This is a genomic window from Caulobacter zeae (genome assembly GCF_002858925.1).
In the GTDB taxonomy this organism is placed as follows: domain Bacteria; phylum Pseudomonadota; class Alphaproteobacteria; order Caulobacterales; family Caulobacteraceae; genus Caulobacter; species Caulobacter zeae.
On sequence record NZ_PJRS01000044.1, the window covers coordinates 1 to 17,789 of the forward strand.

General features: G+C 69.0%; 18 protein-coding genes, 1 tRNA gene and 1 pseudogene. 10 read left to right on the top strand and 10 right to left on the bottom strand.

The features are described 5' to 3' along the window. Window positions 1–281: 281 nt before the first annotated feature. From SGCZBJ_RS21055 to SGCZBJ_RS21060, 3 genes are all read left to right on the top strand, one after another. Complete coding sequence (locus tag SGCZBJ_RS21055) at window positions 282–2,243, top strand: putative bifunctional diguanylate cyclase/phosphodiesterase (protein ID WP_133149303.1); 1,962 nt, start codon at window positions 282–284, stop codon at window positions 2,241–2,243. Between the two features lie 219 nt (window positions 2,244–2,462). Then, a complete protein-coding gene (locus SGCZBJ_RS25785; protein WP_165799401.1) occupies window positions 2,463–2,600 on the top strand; it encodes a hypothetical protein in 138 nt (45 codons plus the stop codon). A gap of 139 nt (window positions 2,601–2,739) precedes the next feature. Next, window positions 2,740–3,096: a hypothetical protein gene (locus SGCZBJ_RS21060; protein WP_101719894.1), complete on the top strand. Its 357-nt coding sequence runs from the start codon at window positions 2,740–2,742 to the stop codon at window positions 3,094–3,096. 290 nt (window positions 3,097–3,386) lie between these two features. Here the strand turns inward: SGCZBJ_RS21060 and SGCZBJ_RS21065 are convergent. The 3 genes and pseudogenes from SGCZBJ_RS21065 to SGCZBJ_RS21070 form a co-directional block, all read right to left on the bottom strand. Next, window positions 3,387–3,471, bottom strand: a tRNA-Leu gene (locus SGCZBJ_RS21065). A 108-nt stretch (window positions 3,472–3,579) separates the two neighbouring features. Then, a pseudogene (locus tag SGCZBJ_RS26255) lies at window positions 3,580–3,687 on the bottom strand (hypothetical protein); the annotation flags it as partial. A gap of 16 nt (window positions 3,688–3,703) precedes the next feature. Then, window positions 3,704–4,612, bottom strand: coding sequence for a LysR family transcriptional regulator (locus tag SGCZBJ_RS21070; RefSeq protein ID WP_101719895.1), 909 nt, complete (start codon window positions 4,610–4,612; stop codon window positions 3,704–3,706). Between the two features lie 123 nt (window positions 4,613–4,735). Between SGCZBJ_RS21070 and SGCZBJ_RS21075 the strand changes: the two genes are divergently transcribed. The 4 genes from SGCZBJ_RS21075 (at window position 4,736) to SGCZBJ_RS21090 (ending at window position 7,742) form a co-directional block, all read left to right on the top strand. Then, the gene (locus SGCZBJ_RS21075) at window positions 4,736–5,434 is read left to right on the top strand and encodes a pirin family protein (protein WP_101719896.1); all 699 of its coding nucleotides are present in this window, start codon (window positions 4,736–4,738) and stop codon (window positions 5,432–5,434) included. 91 nt (window positions 5,435–5,525) lie between these two features. Beyond that, window positions 5,526–6,125, top strand: coding sequence for an NAD(P)H:quinone oxidoreductase (wrbA, locus tag SGCZBJ_RS21080; protein WP_101719897.1), 600 nt, complete (start codon window positions 5,526–5,528; stop codon window positions 6,123–6,125). A 483-nt stretch (window positions 6,126–6,608) separates the two neighbouring features. Then, the gene (upp, locus tag SGCZBJ_RS21085) at window positions 6,609–7,253 is read left to right on the top strand and encodes a uracil phosphoribosyltransferase (protein ID WP_101719898.1); all 645 of its coding nucleotides are present in this window, start codon (window positions 6,609–6,611) and stop codon (window positions 7,251–7,253) included. 105 nt (window positions 7,254–7,358) lie between these two features. Beyond that, window positions 7,359–7,742, top strand: a complete 384-nt coding sequence (locus tag SGCZBJ_RS21090; RefSeq protein ID WP_101719899.1) for a response regulator — start codon at window positions 7,359–7,361, stop codon at window positions 7,740–7,742. Window positions 7,743–7,901: 159 nt separating this feature from the next. On the opposite strand, the gene SGCZBJ_RS21095 is transcribed toward SGCZBJ_RS21090, so the two are convergent. Together SGCZBJ_RS21095 and SGCZBJ_RS21100 are read right to left on the bottom strand one after the other, a co-directional pair. Then, entirely contained in the window at window positions 7,902–9,398 is a 1,497-nt protein-coding gene (locus SGCZBJ_RS21095; RefSeq protein ID WP_101719900.1) for a phosphomannomutase/phosphoglucomutase, read from the bottom strand. A gap of 123 nt (window positions 9,399–9,521) precedes the next feature. Next, a complete protein-coding gene (locus SGCZBJ_RS21100; RefSeq protein ID WP_101719901.1) occupies window positions 9,522–9,767 on the bottom strand; it encodes a hypothetical protein in 246 nt (81 codons plus the stop codon). A 99-nt stretch (window positions 9,768–9,866) separates the two neighbouring features. Here SGCZBJ_RS21100 and gpmA point away from each other — a divergent pair, with 99 nt between their 5' ends. From gpmA to SGCZBJ_RS21115, 3 genes are all read left to right on the top strand, one after another. Then, a complete protein-coding gene (gene gpmA / locus SGCZBJ_RS21105; protein WP_101719902.1) occupies window positions 9,867–10,580 on the top strand; it encodes a 2,3-diphosphoglycerate-dependent phosphoglycerate mutase in 714 nt (237 codons plus the stop codon). Window positions 10,581–10,747: 167 nt separating this feature from the next. Continuing rightward, window positions 10,748–12,007 (top strand): pentapeptide repeat-containing protein, encoded by a 1,260-nt coding sequence (locus SGCZBJ_RS21110; RefSeq protein WP_101719903.1) that lies wholly within the window; start codon window positions 10,748–10,750, stop codon window positions 12,005–12,007. A gap of 107 nt (window positions 12,008–12,114) precedes the next feature. After that, window positions 12,115–13,374, top strand: coding sequence for a pentapeptide repeat-containing protein (locus SGCZBJ_RS21115; protein WP_101719904.1), 1,260 nt, complete (start codon window positions 12,115–12,117; stop codon window positions 13,372–13,374). A 118-nt stretch (window positions 13,375–13,492) separates the two neighbouring features. Here SGCZBJ_RS21115 and SGCZBJ_RS21120 read toward each other — a convergent pair whose 3' ends face one another. The 5 genes from SGCZBJ_RS21120 to SGCZBJ_RS21140 are packed head-to-tail and all read right to left on the bottom strand — an operon-like array spanning window position 13,493 to window position 17,770. Then, window positions 13,493–14,134 (bottom strand): PASTA domain-containing protein, encoded by a 642-nt coding sequence (locus SGCZBJ_RS21120; protein ID WP_101719905.1) that lies wholly within the window; start codon window positions 14,132–14,134, stop codon window positions 13,493–13,495. Window positions 14,135–14,137: 3 nt separating this feature from the next. Next, entirely contained in the window at window positions 14,138–15,430 is a 1,293-nt protein-coding gene (locus SGCZBJ_RS21125; RefSeq protein WP_101719906.1) for a PASTA domain-containing protein, read from the bottom strand. Then, on the bottom strand, window positions 15,427–16,080 hold the full coding sequence (locus tag SGCZBJ_RS21130) for a hypothetical protein (RefSeq protein WP_101719907.1): 654 nt from the start codon (window positions 16,078–16,080) through the stop codon (window positions 15,427–15,429). Before SGCZBJ_RS21130 ends, SGCZBJ_RS21125 begins: the two co-directional genes overlap by 4 nt. Beyond that, complete coding sequence (locus SGCZBJ_RS21135; RefSeq protein WP_101719908.1) at window positions 16,080–17,210, bottom strand: hypothetical protein; 1,131 nt, start codon at window positions 17,208–17,210, stop codon at window positions 16,080–16,082. Before SGCZBJ_RS21135 ends, SGCZBJ_RS21130 begins: the two co-directional genes overlap by 1 nt. Continuing rightward, window positions 17,207–17,770: a hypothetical protein gene (locus SGCZBJ_RS21140; protein ID WP_101719909.1), complete on the bottom strand. Its 564-nt coding sequence runs from the start codon at window positions 17,768–17,770 to the stop codon at window positions 17,207–17,209. Before SGCZBJ_RS21140 ends, SGCZBJ_RS21135 begins: the two co-directional genes overlap by 4 nt. Window positions 17,771–17,789: the final 19 nt, after the last annotated feature.

Sequence of the window (17,789 nt, forward strand, 5' to 3'; positions counted from 1 at the left end):
TCGCCTGGATGTAGGCACGCACCTTCGGCGTCGTCGTCGCATTGCCATGCAGCTTCACGAGCATCGCTGTTCCTCCAGCCAGGCCAAACCGGAGGCTACACCCAAACCATCCCGCCAAGCTCTCGGGACACAACACCTTCGCGGGGAAGCTCGGTGGAAGTGGCTGGGATTTCTGAATGTCGGTCCGCCGCGACATCGCGCCACACCGGGCGCAAGTGGCTGATCACCAAGCCTTAAATATGCGGGGCGCACGACGGAGCGGCAATCAACGCGACCGCTCGATGATCCGATTCCCCTGGCCCAGACCCGTTCCGTCGACCCCCGAGCTGCTGAGGGGCCAGGTGCGCGCCTTCTCGCGCCAGGTGCCGATGATGTACGCCCTGGTGCTGGTCAACACGATCGCGCTGTCGGCCACCCACCTGCACAGCTCGCCGCCGGTGCTGACCCTGGGCTTTCCGGGACTGCTGGCGGTGGTCAGCCTGGCGCGGCTGGTGATCTGGTGGCGGGCGCGCAAGACGGCGATCGACACGGCCGGGGCCGAGCGCCTGCTGCGCCAGACCATGGTGTTCGCGGGCATTCTGGGGGCCGGCTTCACGTTGTGGGCGTTCAGCCTGTTTCCCTATGGCGACGCCTTCGCCCAGTCGCATGTCGTGTTCTACATGGCCATCACGGCCATCGGCTGCGTCTTCTGCCTGATGCACATGCGGGCGGCGGCCTTCCTGCTGACCGGGATCGTCGTGGGGCCGATCACCGTCTTCCTGATCGCCAGCGGCAAGCCGGTCCTGGCGGCCATCGGCTTCAACATGGCCCTGGTGGCGGTGACCATGCTGGTCATCCTGCTGATCGCCTATCGCGACTTCTCCCGGCTGGTTGAATCTCGCCGGGGGCTCGAAGAGCGCCAGGCCGAGATCCAGAGCCTCAGCGACGACTATCTGCGCCTGGCCAACCTGGACGTCCTGACCGGCCTGCCCAACCGCCGCCAGTTCTTCGCCCGGCTGCAACGGGTTACCGACGCGGCCGCCGCGTCGGGGGCGCGCTTCGCCGTGGGGGTGATCGACCTGGACGGGTTCAAGCCGGTCAACGACGCCTATGGCCACGCGGTGGGCGACAAGGTTCTGGTCGAGGCCGGCGACCGCCTGAGCCGCGATCACGGCCAGCCGCTGTTCGTGGCCCGGCTGGGCGGCGACGAGTACGGCCTGATCATCGAGGCCGACCTTGACGCCCAGGCCCTGCAAGCCCTGGGCGCGGACCTCTGCGCTGCCCTGCGCGAGCCGTACTGCTTCCCCGGCGTCACGGCGCAGGTCTCCGGCTCGGTGGGCTTTGCGGTCTATCCGCAGGCGGCGACCGCGCCCGAGGTGCTCTATGAGCGCGCCGACTACGCGCTCTATCACGCCAAGCAGAACGTGCGCGGCGCGGCGGTGGTGTTCTCGGCCGACCACGAGACGGCGATCAAGGCCTCGGGCCTGATCGAGCAGGCCCTGCGCCACGCCGACATGGACGCCGAGTTCCACCTGGCCTTCCAGCCGCTGGTCGACATCAAGAGCGAGCGTACCGTCGGTTTCGAGGCCCTGGCCCGCTGGACCAGCCCGACCCTGGGCGTGGTCTCGCCCGGCGACTTCGTGCCGGTGGCCGAGCGCTCGGGGCTGATCGCGGCCATGTCGCCCGTGCTGCTGTCCTGGGCGCTGAAGGCGGCGGCGACCTGGCCCGACGACGTGCGGCTGTCGTTCAACCTGTCTGTCCGCGACATCGCCTCGCCCCAGCAGATCGCCCGCATCGTGACCATCATCCAGGAGAGCGGCGTCGCGCCCGGGCGCATCGACCTGGAAATCACCGAGACGGCGGTGATGCGTGACTTCGACCAGGCCGCCCGCTCGCTGGCGACGCTGAAGGCGCTGGGCGTGCGCATCGCGCTGGACGACTTCGGGGCGGGCTATTCCAGCCTCAGCTACGTGCACCGCCTGCCGATCGACAAGCTGAAGATCGACGGCAGCTTCATGCGCGGCCTGCAGGCGGCCGACAAGCGCCGGGCCATCGTCAAGACCATCCTCGACCTGTGCCGCAACCTCGGCCTCGACTGCGTGGTCGAGGGCGTCGAGGCGCCCGAGCAGTTGGTGCTGCTCCAGCCCCTGGGCTGCCGCGTGGTGCAGGGCTTCCTGTTCGCCCGGCCGATGCCGCTGGAGGCGGTGGCGGCGTACCTGGCGGCCGAGCGCGGCGAGGGCGTCGCGCTGCGGTCGGCGGGGTAGGGGGCTGATAGATGCTCCCCCCTTGGGGGAGCTGTCGCGGAGCGACTGAGGGGGTGTTGGCGCGGCGCTTCCCCCTCCGGCCCTCCGGGCCACCTCCCCCAGAGGGGGGAGGATCTTCGCGCGTAACGCTGATCCGTCAAATCGTACCCATTTTCCCAAACTGAGTAGCGCCGTCCGCGAACCTGTGATTGCATCGTCAAAAAACAGGGTGGAAACAAAATGCAGATGGCTCAATGGCCGGCGCTGATCGTACTGGCGCTCAGCGTCATCGTGTGGGGCGGCATCATTCTCTATCGTGGAAGACGGGACGGCCCGCAGACGGGCGAGGAAGATCTCGACGCGCTTTCGGGCGACTGAGACGTCCGTCGCTTCCGGCGAGCTGATCCGAAATCCAAGTCAGCGCGAGCCTTCGCCAAGGCGAGCTCGCGTCTCGGCGCGTGGGCGGCCACGCGCGCGAATCCTGGCGTCGGCCGACGGCCTCGCCTAGCTTGCGGCCATGACCACGACGCCGCTTTCCGCTCTCAAGCCCATCGTCCTGACCAACGAGGCCGGCGTCGCCTTCCTCAAGCGCCATCCGGCGACTCGCGAGGTGGCGACCAGCGACTCGGCGAGCGGGCTTTTGCAGGCGGCCCTGCATTTCGTCGACGCGGTGGAGCCTCCGCCCGCGGACGACTGGGTGATGCCAAACGCCGGCGTGCCGCAGGACCGGCCGCACGACCTGAGTTTCGAGAACGACGGCCACGCGCCGCCCTACGGCTTCTGGATCACCCATCCCGACGTCCTGGCCTGGACCACGGAGATGACCGAGGACGATCGGCCCGACTGGTGGGTCAGGGTCTGGCTGAAGGCCTAGGTTGGATCGACATTCAAGATCTGAGACGAAAACCTCGTCCTTCGACAGGCTCAGGATGAGGTTTTTCTGAGCCTGTAGATGGTCCTCATCCTGAGCTTGTCGAAGGACGAGGGCCACGCTCGAACTTTGAATGTCCAGCGGCCTAGGGTTCGGACTTAATTGTCCGGAGTGAAAAGCCTTTAAAATCAATGCCCATCAATCGTCATCCCGAAAAGCGCGAAGCGTAGAGCCGGGATGACGACCTATTGCGCCCCATCCAGAGTGCATCTTGACCATGTGTCAGGAAGAGTTGGTGCGGGCGGTCGGGGTCGAACCGACACTCCTTTCGGAACCGGATTTTGAGTCCGGCGCGTCTACCAGTTTCACCACGCCCGCGCCTCGCCGGGCCGCAGCCCGAAGCGAAGAGGCGACTACCTAGCAGTGGTCGCGGGGAAGTTCCAGAGGCGGTTTGAAGTCTCCGATCGCTGACGTCTCTTTCACTCGTCATCCCGGGCGAAGGGCCGCGAAGCGGGCCGCAGGCCCGGGACCCAGGGGGAGCCGCATTGCGCCGGCCCCTGGGTCCCGGCTCTCCGCTGCGCTGCGGCCGGGATGACGAATTGGGGAAGCCTCATCCCAGCCAAGGGGCCTTGGCCAGCCGTTCGGCCAGGAACTCCATCAGCACGCGCACGCGGGCGGGGCGGATCGGGTTGGGCGGGGTGACCAGGTGCATGGCGATGGCCGGCGGGGTCCAGTCGGCCAGGACCTGTTCCAGCCGGCCGGCGGCCACGTCGTCCCAGGCCATGAAGTCGGGCTGCATGGCGAGCGCCTGGCCGTCCAGCAGCAGGGCGCGGAAGACGTCTGCGTTGTTGGCCCGCAGCGGGGCGGGCACGCTGATGGCGTACTGGCCCTGGGTCTTGTGCTCGAACCGCCAGGCGTCGCGCGAGCGGCCGCCGGTGTAGAAGAGGGCGCGATGGCGGGCCAGGTCCTTGGGGTGCTCGGGCCGGCCGTGCCTGTCGAAATAGGCCGGCGAGCCGACCAGCATCACCCGCACCGGACACAGCCGCCGGGCCAGCAGGCTCGAATCCTCCAGGGCCGAGATCCGCAGGGCCAGGTCGAAGCCGTCCTCGACGATGTCGATCAGCTGGTCCGACAGGGACAGCTCGACCGAGACCTCCGGATAGAGGGCGAAGAAGTCCGACAGGGCAGGGCCCAGGTGGGCGATCCCGAACGACATGGGCGCGGCCATCCGCACCAGGCCCTTGGGCGTCACCGACTGGGCCGAGGCTTCCAGCTCCAGGCTCTCGCCGTCGGCCAGCAGGCGGCTGGCGGCCTCCAGCGAGCTCTGGCCGCTGTCGGTCAGCGACAGCCGGCGCGAGGTGCGGTGGAAGAGGGTGGCGCCCAGCCGCTGCTCCAGCCGCGACACGGCCTTGGACACCGTGGCGTTCGACAGGCCCAGGTCCTTGGCGGCGCGGGCGAAGGAGCCGGTCTCGGCCACCTTGGCGAACACGGCCCAGGCCTCGAAGTCGGGAAGTTTCATGATGTCATTTTTGGAAATGGTTTCTTTCGACCATTTCTATTTCGGATCAAGCGATCTGTCTCCATCTTCCTCGTCAACGGAGAGGCCAACACGGCCAGCCACAAGACACTCCAGGAGATCGACATGATCGAAGTTCGCAAGTTCGACAGCCTGGGCGGCGCCAATCACGGTTGGCTCGACGCCAAGCACCACTTCTCGTTCGCCGGCTACCATGATCCCAAGCGCGTCCACTGGGGCGCCCTGCGGGTCTGGAACGACGACACCATCGCCGCCGGCACGGGCTTTCCGCCGCACCCGCACAACGACATGGAGATCATCACCTATGTCCGCGAGGGCGCGATCACCCACCAGGACAGCCTGGGCAACAAGGGCCGCACCGAAGCGGGCGACGTGCAGGTGATGAGCGCCGGCACCGGCATCCGTCACTCGGAGTACAACCTCGAGCCGGGCGTGACCAAGATCTTCCAGATCTGGATCATTCCGGACCGCGGCGGCGAACCGCCCGCCTGGGGCGCCAAGCCTTTCCCGAAGGGCGACCGTTCCGGCAAGTTCGTGGCCCTGGCCAGCGGCTTCAAGGACGATAACGACGCCCTGCCGATCCGCACCGACGCCCGCGTCCTGGGCGCGACGCTGAAGGCCGGCGAGGAGACCGAGTATGAGCTTGGCGCCGGTCGCCACGCCTACCTGGTGCCTTCGACGGGGTCGATCGAAGTCAACGGCGTCAAGGTCGACACCCGCGACGGCGCGGCGATCGCCAACGAGAACACCATTCGCGTCAAGGCCCTGGCCGACGCCGAGCTGGTGCTGGTCGACGCGGCGTAAGCAAAGCGTCGCTGAATTCCTTCAAGACGCGGCTGTCGCAGCCGCGTCTTTTCCTCCCCAACCTCAAAGAAGACTTCTCTAGGAGACTCTCATGGCCAAGGTTCTGGTCCTTTACTACTCGTCGTACGGCCACATCGAGACGATGGCCAAGGCTGTCGCTGAAGGGGCTCGCACCACCGGCGCGACCGTCGACATCAAGCGCGTTCCGGAAACCGTGCCGGAAGAGATCGCCAAGGGCGCTCACTTCAAGCTGGACCAGGAGGCTCCGATCGCCTCGATCGCCGACCTGGCCGAGTACGACGCCATCATCGTCGGCACCGGCACGCGTTTTGGCCGTATGAGCTCGCAGATGGCCGCGTTCCTCGACCAGGGCGGCGGCCTGTGGGCCCGCGGCGCGCTGAACGGCAAGGTCGGCGGCGCCTTCACCTCGACCGCTTCGCAGCACGGCGGCCAGGAAACCACCCTGTTCTCGATCATCACCAACCTGCTGCACTTCGGCATGACGATCGTCGGCCTGCCCTATAGCCACCAGGGCCAGATGAACAACGACGAGATCGTCGGCGGCGCGCCCTACGGCGCCACCACGGTCGCCGGCGGCGACGGCAGCCGCCAGCCGACCCAGATCGACCTGGACGGCGCCCGCCACCAGGGCGAACTGATCGCCGCCGCGGCCATCAAGCTGCACGGCTAAGTCTGGTGCGTGGTCCTCGTCCTTCGACAAGCTCAGGATGAGGACCATGGCCAAGGCCGAGCCTTCGAGATCCTCACCCTGAGCTTGTCGAAGGGCGAGGGTCTCGCACACTACCCTCGGCCGGGTTCCTCCCCCCACGACCCGGCCCACCAGCCGCGTCGCGCTTCATCCTCCCCCAGGAAGCGCGGCGCGGCTTTTCTTTTGGAAAACGGCCGCTTAACCGCGTTTGGAAGCATCCTCTTCAGCCTGCCGCGCGATAGTGGGGGCTCGCAGGGGACAGCGAGGCGGGCGTGGCCAAGAAGGAAAAGGTAGCGAAGCGGAGGTCGGGAATGGCCGACTTCATGACGCTCCTGGTCTGCATCGGCTGCACCGTCTGGGCCTTCAGGACAATCGTCGGCCTTGGCGGCTGATTAGCGCTTGGCCTGAAGGCCGGAAGGCGGCACTTGAACGGGAAAGCCGTTCAAGACCAGGATACCGCCGCCCATGACCACCCAATCCCTTCCGGGCGTGACCATCGTCGACCACCCGCTGGTGCAGCACAAGCTGACCCTGATGCGGGACAAGGAAACCTCCACCAAGACCTTCCGCGCCCTGATGCGCGAGACCGCGACCCTGATCTGCTACGAGGTCACGCGGCAGCTCTCGATGGACGAGGTCGAGATCCAGACGCCCGTCGCGCCGACCAGGGCCAAGGTCATCGCCGGCAAGAAGCTGGTCTTCGCCCCGATCCTGCGCGCGGGCCTGGGGATGGCCGAGGGCATGCTCGACCTGGTGCCGGCCGCCCGCGTGGCCCACATCGGCCTCTATCGCGATCCCGAGACGCTGGAGGCGGTCGAATACTACTTCAAGACACCCGAAGACATCGCCGACCGCCTGGTCATCGTCGTCGACCCGATGCTGGCCACAGGCCACACGGCCGTGGCGGCCATCGACCTTCTGAAGAAGCGCGGCGTGCGCGACCTGCGCTTCGTCTGCCTGCTGGCCTCGGTTCCGGGCGTCGAGACCCTGCGCGCGGCCCACCCGGACGTCGAAATCTGGACGGCGGCGGTGGATCCGCAGCTCAATGACCACGGCTACATCGTTCCGGGCCTGGGCGACGCCGGCGACCGCACTTTCGGCACGCGGTGATCCGGCGGCGCGCGCTGGCCCCGGATCGGGGCCAAGTGTGCGCTTGAGCACTTGCGCGACTCCACGGGCGCGGTAAGCAGCGGCGTTAACCTTTTTCGAGTTCGCATGCTGGTTACGCCGCCTCAGATCTATGTCGCCGACGACGACGCCCTGACGCGCGAGCTGGTCGAGATCCAGCTCGGCCGCGGCGGCTATGGCGCGCGCACGTTCGAGACGGTCGAGGAGCTGCTGTCGGCGGTGGCCGAGGCTCCGCCGTCGCTGATTTTGCTCGACGTGCGCATGCCGGGCCTTTCGGGCCTGGACGCCCTGCGCAGCCTGAAGTCGGCGCAGGGCGCCGAGGACATCCCCGTGCTGATGCTGACGGGGGAGGGGCGGCTGGACCGCATCGTCCAGGCCCTGCAACTGGGCGCGGTGGGCTATGTGATGAAGCCCTTCACCGGCAAGGCCCTGGTCGACAAGATCGGCGAGGTGCTGGCGGCGGGGGGCTGAGGAGGGGGCTTTCCGTCGCCCGATATCGTCATCCCGGATAAGCGCTGCGCGCTTTCCGGGATGACGAGCGGTGTTGGGTCGGCGAGCAGCGGGATCCCGTCAAACAAAAAGGCCGGGGATCGCTCCCCGGCCTTTCGTTCTTCAGGGGCGCAGGCCCGATCAGATTTCCTGGTTGTACTTGCCGACCCGGTCGCCCAGGCGCGGCTTCACTTCCTGGCGGAAGAGGGCGCGCATGTCGTCTTCCGACTGGGTGCTTTCCACCACGACAACTACTTCGGGCTTGTTCGACGAAGCGCGGACCAGCACCCACGAGCCGTCTTCCAGGTGCACGCGCACGCCGTTGACGGTGATCACCTCGGTGATCTTGCGGCCCAGGATCGAGCCGCCGGCGGCGAACAGGTCTTCGTATTCCTTCACCACGTCGGCGACGACGCCGTACTTCACCTCGTCGGCGCAGTGCGGGCTCATGGTCAGCGAGGTGAAAGCCACCGGCAGGGCCTTGCGCAGGTCCGACAGCTTCTTGCCGGGGTTGCGGTCGAGCATGGCCAGCACGGCGGCGGCGGCGGTCAGGCCGCAGTCGTAGCCGTAGCCCAGCGGGTCGTTCATGAAGAAGTGGCCGCTCTTCTCGAAGCCGGCCAGGGCGCCCGTCTCGGCGCTCTTGCGCTTGATGTAGCTGTGGCCGGTCTTCCAGTAGATGACCTTGCAGCCATGCTCCTTGAGGATCGGGTCGGTGGCGTAGAGGCCGGTCGACTTGACGTCGACGACGAAGGTCGCGCCCGGGTGCAGCGGGGCCAGGTCGCGGGCCAGCATCAGGCCGATCTTGTCGGCGAAGATCTCCTCGCCCTCGTCGTCCACCACGCCGCAGCGGTCGCCGTCGCCGTCGAAGCCGAAGGCCAGGTCAGCGCCGTGCTCACGGACGGCCTTGGCCATCTCGTGCAGCATCTCCAGGTCTTCCGGGTTCGGATTATACTTGGGGAAGGTGTAGTCGAGGTCGGTGTCCATGCCGATCACATCGGACACGCCCATGCGCTGCAGGGCGTCCACCGCGAAGGCGCCGGCGGTGCCGTTGCCGCAGGCGGCCAGCACCTTCAGCGGGCGAGTCACCTTGGCGCGGGTGGCGACGTTGGCGATGTAGCGCTCGGCCTGGCCCTCGACGCGGATCAGCTTGCCGCCGTCACGCTCGACGAACTTGGCGCCCAGCACGATGTCCTTCAGCTTGCCCATCTCGTCGGGGCCGAAGGTGAGGGGCTTCTGGGCGCCCATCTTCACGCCGGTCCAGCCGTTTTCGTTGTGGCTGGCGGTGACCATGGCGACGCACGGGATGTCGAGGTCGAACTGCGCGAAATAGGCGGTCGGCGACAGGGCCAGGCCGATGTCGTGAACTTCGCAGCCGGCGCTCAGCAGGCCCAGGATCAGGGCGTTCTTGATCGACGAGGAGTAGGAGCGGAAGTCGTGGCCGACGACGATCTTCGACTGGCCCAGTTCGTGGATGTAGGTGCCCAGGCCCAGGCCCAGGGCTTGAACGCCCAGCAAGTTGATCTCGGGGCCGAACAGCCAACGTGCATCGTATTCGCGGAAGCCCGTCGCCTTGACCAGCGGCTCGTTTTCGTAAGCGGCGGTATTCGGAACCAGATCGGCGCGGGGAATCGAGAACATTGGAGCTCGCTTCAATGAGTGATGGGGTGCGTTTAGCTGTCGGGGTGGTTGTTTTCCACCCTCTTCGTACGACGATGATCGATCAATGTGACGATTGATCGATAATGGCGCGTCGGAAAGCGACTATTGCGCCGTGTCGCCGCTGGCCGCGGCCGCTGTGGCGGCTTCCTGCGCGCGACGTTGTTCGCTGCGGCGCGCGGCCGCCTTCTCTTTCTCGATCAGCGCCTTCATCTCGGGGGTCTGCTGGATCGGCGTGGAGCCGAACGGCTCCGGCGAACGGGCGCCGTATCCCTGCGGCCAGACCATGGAGAAGGCGATCATCGCCAGGGCGACCAGCGCGCAAAGGGGCATGAAAATGCGATCGGGCATGGTCCGCCTATACCACGCCCCTTGTGGCTGGATAGGGGCGATGCTTGACGCGAGGTCCCGCGCGCCTTAGCCCGCCATGACCTAATCCAAGGAGCGCAGATGCCCGTCCTCGTCCTGCTTCGCCACGGCCAGAGCCAGTGGAACCTCGAAAACCGCTTCACCGGCTGGGTCGACGTCGACCTGACGGCCGAAGGCGAGGCCCAGGCCCGCAAGGGCGGCGAGCTGATCAAGGCCGCGGGCCTCGACATCGACGAGGCCTTCACCTCGGTCCAGACCCGCGCCATCCGCACCTGCAACCTGGCCCTCGACGCGGCGGCCCAGAGCTTCGTGCCGGTGACCAAGGACTGGCGCCTGAACGAGCGCCACTATGGCGGCCTCACGGGCCTCAACAAGGCCGAAACCGCCGAGAAGCACGGCGAGGAACAGGTGATCATCTGGCGCCGCTCCTACGATGTTCCGCCCCCGGAACTGGCCCCGGGCGGCGAGTACGACTTCGCCAGCGATCGCCGCTACAAGGGCGCGAGCCTGCCGTCGACCGAAAGCCTGGCCACCACCCTGGTGCGCGTGCTGCCCTACTGGGAAGAGGCCATCGCGCCCAAGCTGAAGTCCGGCGAGAACATCCTCGTCGCCGCCCACGGCAACTCGCTGCGCGCCATCGTCAAGCACCTGTTCGCCGTGCCCGACGACCAGATCGTCAAGGTCGAGATCCCCACCGGCAACCCGCTGGTCATCGAGCTGGACGCCGACCTCAAGCCGACCGGCGCCCGCTACCTCGACGAGGCCCGCGCCGAAAAACTGCCGGCGATCGGCTGATCTCACTCCTCGGGTAAGATCTTCTAGGGTTCCTTTCTTCCGAGGGCGAAAGGAACCCTAGGTCGTTTCAGGCGTCCGCCACGCGCGGGAAGTGCCTGGAAACACGACGTTAATGCTGATGGGCGCATCAAGCTGGTCTACCCTTCGGGGAAACGACGCGAGCTTGCATGAACACCCCGGCAGCGGCGGGCCAGGAACACCGGCGCCTGACGCAACAAGAAGTCGACGTGATCTGCGCCAAGCACGACCGCCTGTGGTCGGCTAGGCTCGGCGGCGCGCGCGCGGTCTTCGCCTTCTGCGACCTTTCGGGCCTGGTGCTGCACGGCCGCAATCTGTGCGACGCCGACTTCACCGGCGCGCTGCTGGTCGGGACCGACCTGCGCCGCTGCAAGCTCGACAACGCCAACCTCTACGGCGCCGACATGCAGGGCGCGGACCTTACTGATTCTTCGTTGCGCCGGGCCGACCTGCGCGGCTCCAGCCTGCGCGGCGCCAACCTGACCGGCGCCGACATGTTCGAGGCCGACCTGCGCGAGGGCCAGATCGCCGCCGCCGACCGCGAGAAGGGCTACCGCATCATCGAGCCGGTGCAGCGCGAGGCCTACGCCACGGGCGCCAACCTCTCCGGCGCCAACCTCGAACGCTCGCGCCTGTCGGGCATCGTCGCCACCAAGGCCGACTTCAGCGACGCCATCCTCAAGGACGCCAAGCTGGTCCGCGCCAATCTCAAGCAGGCCAACTTCAACGGCGCCAACATGGCCGGGGCCGACCTGTCGGGCGCGAACCTCGCCGGGGCCGACCTGCGCAACACCGTGCTGGTCGGGGTCAAGACCATGTCCTGGAACGTCACCGGGGCCAGCATGGAGGGGGCCCTGACCGACAAGGCCTCGGGCGTCGACGTCTCCGACATGCCCTACGAGCAGATGATCGCCGACCACGCCCGCTGGTGCGAGACCGGCGGCGGCGAGGGCAAGCCGTCGGTGTTCGACAAGGCCGACCTGCGCAACCTGAAAAGCATCCGCGGCTTCAACCTGACGGCCCTGTCGGCCAAGGGCGCGGTGTTCTACGGCCTCGACATGGAGGGCGTGCAGATGCAGGGCGCCCAGCTCGAAGGCGCGGACCTTCGGGCCTGCAACCTGCGCCGGGCCGACCTGCGCGGCGCGCGGCTCAAGGGCGCCAAGCTGTCGGGTTCCGACCTGCGCGACGCCCAGCTGGGGCCGCTGCTGATCGGCAAGGACCGGCTCTTGCCGGCCGACCTGACCGGCGTGCTGCTGACCAACGCCGACCTGGCCCGGGCCGACCTGCGCGGCGCATGCCTGGCGGGCGCGGATCTTTCGAGGGCGAACTTCACCAGCGCCAACCTCAAGGACGTCGACATCACCGGAACCATCCGGCTGGGCGCCCGAGGGCTCGAAGACCTCATCTGAGCTACCCAAATTGAGAAGTGTGCAGCGACCTTAACCGTTCGCTCGTCGATTCCTGTTATCCGATTGTCCGCCAGTGATTTTCCAGTAAGCCGGGAGGGGGTCCCGCAATGAACGCCGCACAGAGCCTCGCGGGCCGCCGCAAGCTCAGTCAGGCCGAACTCGACATGATCGTCACGGCCCACGAGAAGTTCGTGACCGGCAAGCAGGGCGGCAAGCGCGCCTCGCTGCGGTTCATGAACCTGTCGGGGCTGGACCTGTCGTTCCGCAACCTGACCGACGCTGATCTGTCCGCCTCGATCCTCGACGGCTGTCGCATGGTGCGCTCCAAGCTGGATCGCGCCAGCCTGTTCGGCTGCGACCTGCGCAAGGCCGACCTGCGCCAGGCCAGTCTCCAGCGCGCCGACCTGCGCGGCGCCTGCCTGCGCGGGGCCAACCTCTCGCAGGCCGACCTGACCCAGGCCGACTTCCGCGAGGGCCAGATCGCCATTCCGCATCCGCGCAAGGGCCTGGACACCGTCAAGCACGAGACCCGCAACGGCGAGGTCGACGAGGTCAACTTCTCGGGCGCCACCCTGGACGGCTCGCAGTTCACCGGCGTCTCGGCCTTCAAGGCCGACTTCTCCGACTGCTCCCTGCGCGGGGCCAAGCTGTCGGGCGCCAACCTCAAGGAAGCCAACCTGGTCGGGGCCATCCTCGACAACGCCGACGTCAAGGGGGCCAACCTCGAGGGGGCCAACCTGCAGGGCGCGGTGATGTCGGGCGTCGACACCTCGACCGCCCGCGTGCACGGCGCGCACATGACCGGCGCCCTGACCACCTCGACCCCCGAGGCGGTGAACAAGGCGCGCGAGCTCTACGCGCGGTGCCTGGCCAACCAGCAATGGTGCCAGACCGGCGGCAAGGAGGGCGCGGCCGCCCGCCTCGACGGCGAGGACCTGCGTCCCATCGGCGACCGCCTCAAGGGCCTGCGCCTGACGGCGATGAGCGCCAAGGGGGCCTGCTTCGTGGGCATGGACCTGTCCGGCGCCCAACTGCAGGGGGCCAACCTGCAGAACGCCGACCTGCGCGCGGCCAACCTGCGCGGCGCCGACCTGCGCGGGGCCAAGCTGACCGGCGCCAACCTGACCAAGGCCGACCTGCGCCAGGCCTTCCTGTCGCCGCTGCCGCTGGGCCCCGAGCGCAAGACCGTCGGCAACCTGGCCGCCGCCCGCCTGCGCTACGCCATGCTACAGACCGCCGATCTTTCCGAAGCCGTCCTCGACGGCGCCGACCTGCGCGGCGCCGACTTCACCGGCGCCCGCATCGCCAAGGCCAGCTTCCGCGACTGTGACGTAGGCCAGGCCCAGGGGCTGGAGTTCGGGGCTTAAACCCCCTCAGTCGGCTTCGCCGACAGCTCCCCCAGAGGGGGAGCATCTTGGCGCTCTAGATCCTCACCCTCTGGGGGAGGTGGCCCGGAGGGCCGGAGGGGGTAGCCGCTGAGGCGGCCTATTTCAGCCCCAGCGTCACCGCGTTCGTCGTGCGCACCAGCGCCTTGGGCGCGGCGTCCTGCGAGGCGACGGTCTGGTCGGCGGCCTTGTCGGCGGGCACGGCCTCGCCCTTGGCGTCGACGAAAACGGCGGTGAAGCCGCGGGGCGAAAGCGCGGCCACGGCGGCGGTTCCGGTCAGGCCGCGCACGTCCGGCATCGGGGCGGCGTCGTCCAGCGCGGCGGGCGGCGGCACGGGCACGATCTTGAAGGTCAGCTTGGCTGCGCCGCTGGCCTGGAAGGCGTAGCGCTGCTGGAAGGCCGCGTCGACCGGGGTGACATAGGTGCGGGCCTTGCCGATCGCGGCCGCTTGGCCCGACGTGCCGGCGCTGCCGTCGGCGCCGCCGGTGCCGCCGATGTGCATCGAGACCTGCACCTCGCAGGTGGTCTCGGGCAGCACGTAGAAGGTGGGCTGGTAGCCGATCGAGCGCAGGGCCTCCAGGCCCTCGTCGCCCTCGCTCTCGTACATGGCCAGGGTGGCGGCCAGCGAGGCCTGGTCGAGGGCCGCCTGGGCCTCGGCCACGCCGCGCCCGACGGCGGCGATCACCTCGCCCAGCGGCGTGGCCAGGCTTTCGCTGAGCAGTTCTGAGGCGTCCTGCGACATCGGTCAGGCTCCCTGTTGGTCGGCGAAGATGACCATCACCTGCGCGCCGCGGGCGATGATGGTTCCGGCGCCCGGCGACTGGACCATGGCCTGGCCAGGGGCGACGGCGGGGTTCAGGCCGCGCGGACCGGTGCTGGCCTCCAGCACCAGGCCCACCGAGGTCAGCACCCGGCGCACCGCGCTTTCGGTCAGTTGCAGCACGTCGGGCACGCGGGGGCCGTCGTCGCTGGTCGGCACCTTCTCGGGAATGAACTGGAACTTCAGGTCGCTCAGGGAGTCCTGCGGCAGGGCCTTCAGGGTTTCGGTGTCGGGAAACTCCATGCTGCCGGTGTCGCGCAGCACGCCCTTGGCGCTGATCTGGATCGTGCCCAGCGAGAAGCCCGTGGGTTTCAGGGTCTTCTGGGCGGTGTCGAGCTGGGTGGCCATGTCGGTGGCGAGGTCCGTGACGGCCACGGTCCGCAGCGTGGCGACGGCGGGATTGATCGTCGCGGTGGTCCCGGTCGTACCCGTGGTCGGTTGGGCCTTGATCTCGTCGATCTCCAGGTCCTTGGCGACCAGGGTGGCGCGCAGGCTGGAGATTTCCTTCGCCTGCTCGGCGGCCGTGCGGCTGCTTTCGACCAGTTGCGCGTCGCGGCTGGCCAGGTCCTGGTCGCGCTGGACCAGGCGGGCGTTGAGGCTCTTGGTCGTCTCGTCGGCGGCCTTGGCGGCGTCGGCCTTCTCGGCGCGGACGGCGGCGATCTGGGCGTCGCGCTCGGCCAACTGCTTTGTCTGCGCCGAGATCTGGGTGTCGCGCGCGGCCAGGTCCTGGTCGTTCTTGGCCAGGCGGGCGGTGAAGGTCCTGGTCGTGTCGTCCACGGCCTGGGCGCGGATGGCGGCGACGTCGACGCTGGGCGCGGCGACCGGGGCGTCGGTGGCCACCACCCCGCCGATCGGCGTCGCCGTGCGCAGGGTGCGGGCCGACAGGGTGCGGGCGATCGCCGTCTCGGCCGGCGCCAGGCGGCGGACCTGGCCGAAGTCTATGGTCAGGGCGCCGGTGCGGGCGTTGCGGGTGAACTCCGGCGCGGCCGAGATCACGCCCGCGCCCTCGACCAGCCGGAAGGCCGGGGCGAAGGGCAGGGTGTCGTCGGCGATGGCGCCGGCGCCCTTGGCCGTGCCGGTCGCGTCGGTCTTGGCGCTGGAGGCGCTGGCCCAGGCGCCGGTCTTGAGGTCGAACAGCTGGACGTCGAGCGCCGCGCCGACCGCCACATTGCCGTCGGCGTCGGTCAATCGAGCGGTCCAGGAGAAGGCGGTGCTCATCCCACTTCCTCCATCCCGACCACGCCGCGGCCGCTATAGGCGCCGATCGAGGCGACGACCACGATCACGGCGCGGGGCGGTTCCTTGGCGATCGACAGGGTCGCCAGGGCGCGGCCGTCGGCGCCGGTGCGCAGCAGGGCCTGTTGCAGCCGTGTGCCGGGCTGGCGCACGAAGCTGGCCACGCCGCGCGCCGCCGACAGGGTGGCGCTGGCCGCGTCGTCGATGTTCAGCTCCACCGGCTGGTCGGCCAGCACCTCGCCGGCGCTGTTGGTGACCACGACCGAGAGGTTGGCCACGCCGCCGATATTGCCGCCGCCCGAGACGGCGATGCGCGGCGTGGGCAGGCCCTCGCCCGGCGGGGTGGCCACCAGCCGCCCGCTGATCGTGCTTGAGACCTGCTGGTTGGTGCTGTTCTGGTCCTTGGCGGTGAACAGCAGGGCGATCGGCCGGCCGCCGCTGTCGGCCTTGGTCTGCATGTCGACCTTGATCGAGAAGTCGAGGAACGGCAGCTGGTAGCCGCCGATCGGCGCGCCGCTGGCGTCGACCTTGGGGCCGCTGTTCAGCGCCAGCTGCGCCTCGCGCACGCCTTCGGCGAGGGCCACCAGCAATTCCTCGATCGAATTGCCGACGAAGCGGCTTTCGGCCGGCATCAGGCGTCTCCCTCGGACTCTTCGGAACGCTTGGCCTTCAGGCGCTCCAGGGCGCGGTCGCGGCGGGCGTCGTCGCGGGCCTCGTCGGCCTCTTTCAGCTCGCGCACGTCGCTGGCCATTTCGCGCAGGCGGTCGGCCTTCTCGGCGAAGTCGGCGGCCTCGCCTACATAGGATGACAGCTTGCGGGCCGTCTCGCGCACGTACGGATCGGCGCGGCCCATGCCCGGGATCTTCTCGCGGGCCCGCTCGACCCAGTCGGCCGGGATGGCGTCGCGGGCGCTGTCGAGCGCGCGCTCGGCGGCGGCGTAGGCCTTGCGGCCCCGGCTGACCATGTCGCGGGCCTTGGCCAGGCGACGGTCCAGCGGATCGGTGGCGGTCGCCGCACGAGGACGCTCGGCCGGATCGCGCAGCGCCCGGCCGGCGTCGCGCAGGCCCCGACCGGCGTCGGCCAGGGACGACAGGCGGCGCGAGGGCTCGCTCAGCGGCTCGGCCTCGCGCCGGGCGGCCAGGCGTTCCCAAGGAGCTTCGCGCGACGTCGCGGCGGGGCGTTCCCAGGGCGTTTCGCGGGGCGAGGCCGCCGGGCGTTCCCACGGCCCCTCCCTGGGGGAGGCGGCTGGGCGCTCCCACGGCGCTTCACGCGGCGCGGCGGCGGGGCGCTCGAAGATTTCGGTCGGGCTGAAGCGGCGCAGATCGGGCGTCAGGCCGCCGGGCGTGGGGCGCACCATCTCGCCCGGCGTGGCGCGCAGGCCTTCGCCGGGCGTGGCCCGCAGGGCGTCGGCGGCGGTGCCGCGCAGCGCCGGCGGCAGGGCGGTCGGATGCGGGTCCGGGCGCGGTCCGGCCTGGGCCCGGGCGACGTCGCGGCTCGCGCCCCAGCGCTCCAGTTCGGCGCGGCGCTGGTTCAGTGGCGTCACGGCGTAGCGCGGATCGCCGAGCGCGCCCTGACCCGTCAGCTGGGCCATCTTGCTCTCCAGCGCCTGGCGTTCGGCCAGCAGCCGCGCCAGGTTCGGCGACAGGGCGGCCGGATCGGCGCCCGGCGGCAGGCCGACGGCCGGGGAGGGGGCCGCGCGGGCCGGCGTCGGCGTCGGCGCCTTGGCGCGACGCAGCGCGTCCTTCCAGGGCGGATCGCTCATCCGTTGTCGGGGTCCTTGGGCGGCGGCGCGCGTCGCTGTTCGATCAGCGCGCGGACCCTTTCCTCGAACAGGGCCGGCGGCGGTATGGGCACCAGCTTGGTGCGCATCAGGCTCGAGCCCTCGGCGCTGTACTGGTACTTGGCCGCGTAGCTGGCGCTGACGCTGCTGGCGCTGACCGCCCCGCCGCCGCCGAACGGCGTCCAGAAGCCGCCGGCCTTGACCGTGGTGGCGCTGCTGCTGCGCTTGATCTCGGTCTCGGACTTGAACGAGATCGACATCTTCAGCTCGATGACGGTGTCGACGAACTGATAGAAGGTCGGGGTGAAGCCCAGCTCCAGCAGGCTGTATTCCTGCCCGTCGCCGAACTTGACCATGTAGCTCTTGGACTTGGCCCCTTCGCCGTCCTTTTCCTCGTCGGCGTCCTCGTCATAGCCGGCCATCATCCGGGCGATGCGGAGCGACACGAGGTCGAGTTGAAGCTGGGCGGTGGCGATGCCCACCCCCAGGCGCTGCACCATCTCCGGGAAGGGGACGGCGAGCAGTTCTGTGCCCACGCTCATGGCGCGCCCTCCATCCTGG

What these genes read in the sequence shown, in the direction of transcription:
- SGCZBJ_RS21055 (WP_133149303.1), top strand. Translation starts at nt 282, where the DNA reads ATGATCCGATTCCCCTGGCCCAGACCCGTTCCGTCGACCCCCGAGCTG.
- SGCZBJ_RS25785 (WP_165799401.1), top strand. Translation starts at nt 2,463, where the DNA reads ATGCAGATGGCTCAATGGCCGGCGCTGATCGTACTGGCGCTCAGCGTC.
- SGCZBJ_RS21060 (WP_101719894.1), top strand. Translation starts at nt 2,740, where the DNA reads ATGACCACGACGCCGCTTTCCGCTCTCAAGCCCATCGTCCTGACCAAC.
- SGCZBJ_RS21070 (WP_101719895.1), bottom strand. Translation starts at nt 4,612, where the DNA reads ATGAAACTTCCCGACTTCGAGGCCTGGGCCGTGTTCGCCAAGGTGGCC.
- SGCZBJ_RS21075 (WP_101719896.1), top strand. Translation starts at nt 4,736, where the DNA reads ATGATCGAAGTTCGCAAGTTCGACAGCCTGGGCGGCGCCAATCACGGT.
- wrbA (WP_101719897.1), top strand. Translation starts at nt 5,526, where the DNA reads ATGGCCAAGGTTCTGGTCCTTTACTACTCGTCGTACGGCCACATCGAG.
- upp (WP_101719898.1), top strand. Translation starts at nt 6,609, where the DNA reads ATGACCACCCAATCCCTTCCGGGCGTGACCATCGTCGACCACCCGCTG.
- SGCZBJ_RS21090 (WP_101719899.1), top strand. Translation starts at nt 7,359, where the DNA reads ATGCTGGTTACGCCGCCTCAGATCTATGTCGCCGACGACGACGCCCTG.
- SGCZBJ_RS21095 (WP_101719900.1), bottom strand. Translation starts at nt 9,398, where the DNA reads ATGTTCTCGATTCCCCGCGCCGATCTGGTTCCGAATACCGCCGCTTAC.
- SGCZBJ_RS21100 (WP_101719901.1), bottom strand. Translation starts at nt 9,767, where the DNA reads ATGCCCGATCGCATTTTCATGCCCCTTTGCGCGCTGGTCGCCCTGGCG.
- gpmA (WP_101719902.1), top strand. Translation starts at nt 9,867, where the DNA reads ATGCCCGTCCTCGTCCTGCTTCGCCACGGCCAGAGCCAGTGGAACCTC.
- SGCZBJ_RS21110 (WP_101719903.1), top strand. Translation starts at nt 10,748, where the DNA reads ATGAACACCCCGGCAGCGGCGGGCCAGGAACACCGGCGCCTGACGCAA.
- SGCZBJ_RS21115 (WP_101719904.1), top strand. Translation starts at nt 12,115, where the DNA reads ATGAACGCCGCACAGAGCCTCGCGGGCCGCCGCAAGCTCAGTCAGGCC.
- SGCZBJ_RS21120 (WP_101719905.1), bottom strand. Translation starts at nt 14,134, where the DNA reads ATGTCGCAGGACGCCTCAGAACTGCTCAGCGAAAGCCTGGCCACGCCG.
- SGCZBJ_RS21125 (WP_101719906.1), bottom strand. Translation starts at nt 15,430, where the DNA reads ATGAGCACCGCCTTCTCCTGGACCGCTCGATTGACCGACGCCGACGGC.
- SGCZBJ_RS21130 (WP_101719907.1), bottom strand. Translation starts at nt 16,080, where the DNA reads ATGCCGGCCGAAAGCCGCTTCGTCGGCAATTCGATCGAGGAATTGCTG.
- SGCZBJ_RS21135 (WP_101719908.1), bottom strand. Translation starts at nt 17,210, where the DNA reads ATGAGCGATCCGCCCTGGAAGGACGCGCTGCGTCGCGCCAAGGCGCCG.
- SGCZBJ_RS21140 (WP_101719909.1), bottom strand. Translation starts at nt 17,770, where the DNA reads ATGAGCGTGGGCACAGAACTGCTCGCCGTCCCCTTCCCGGAGATGGTG.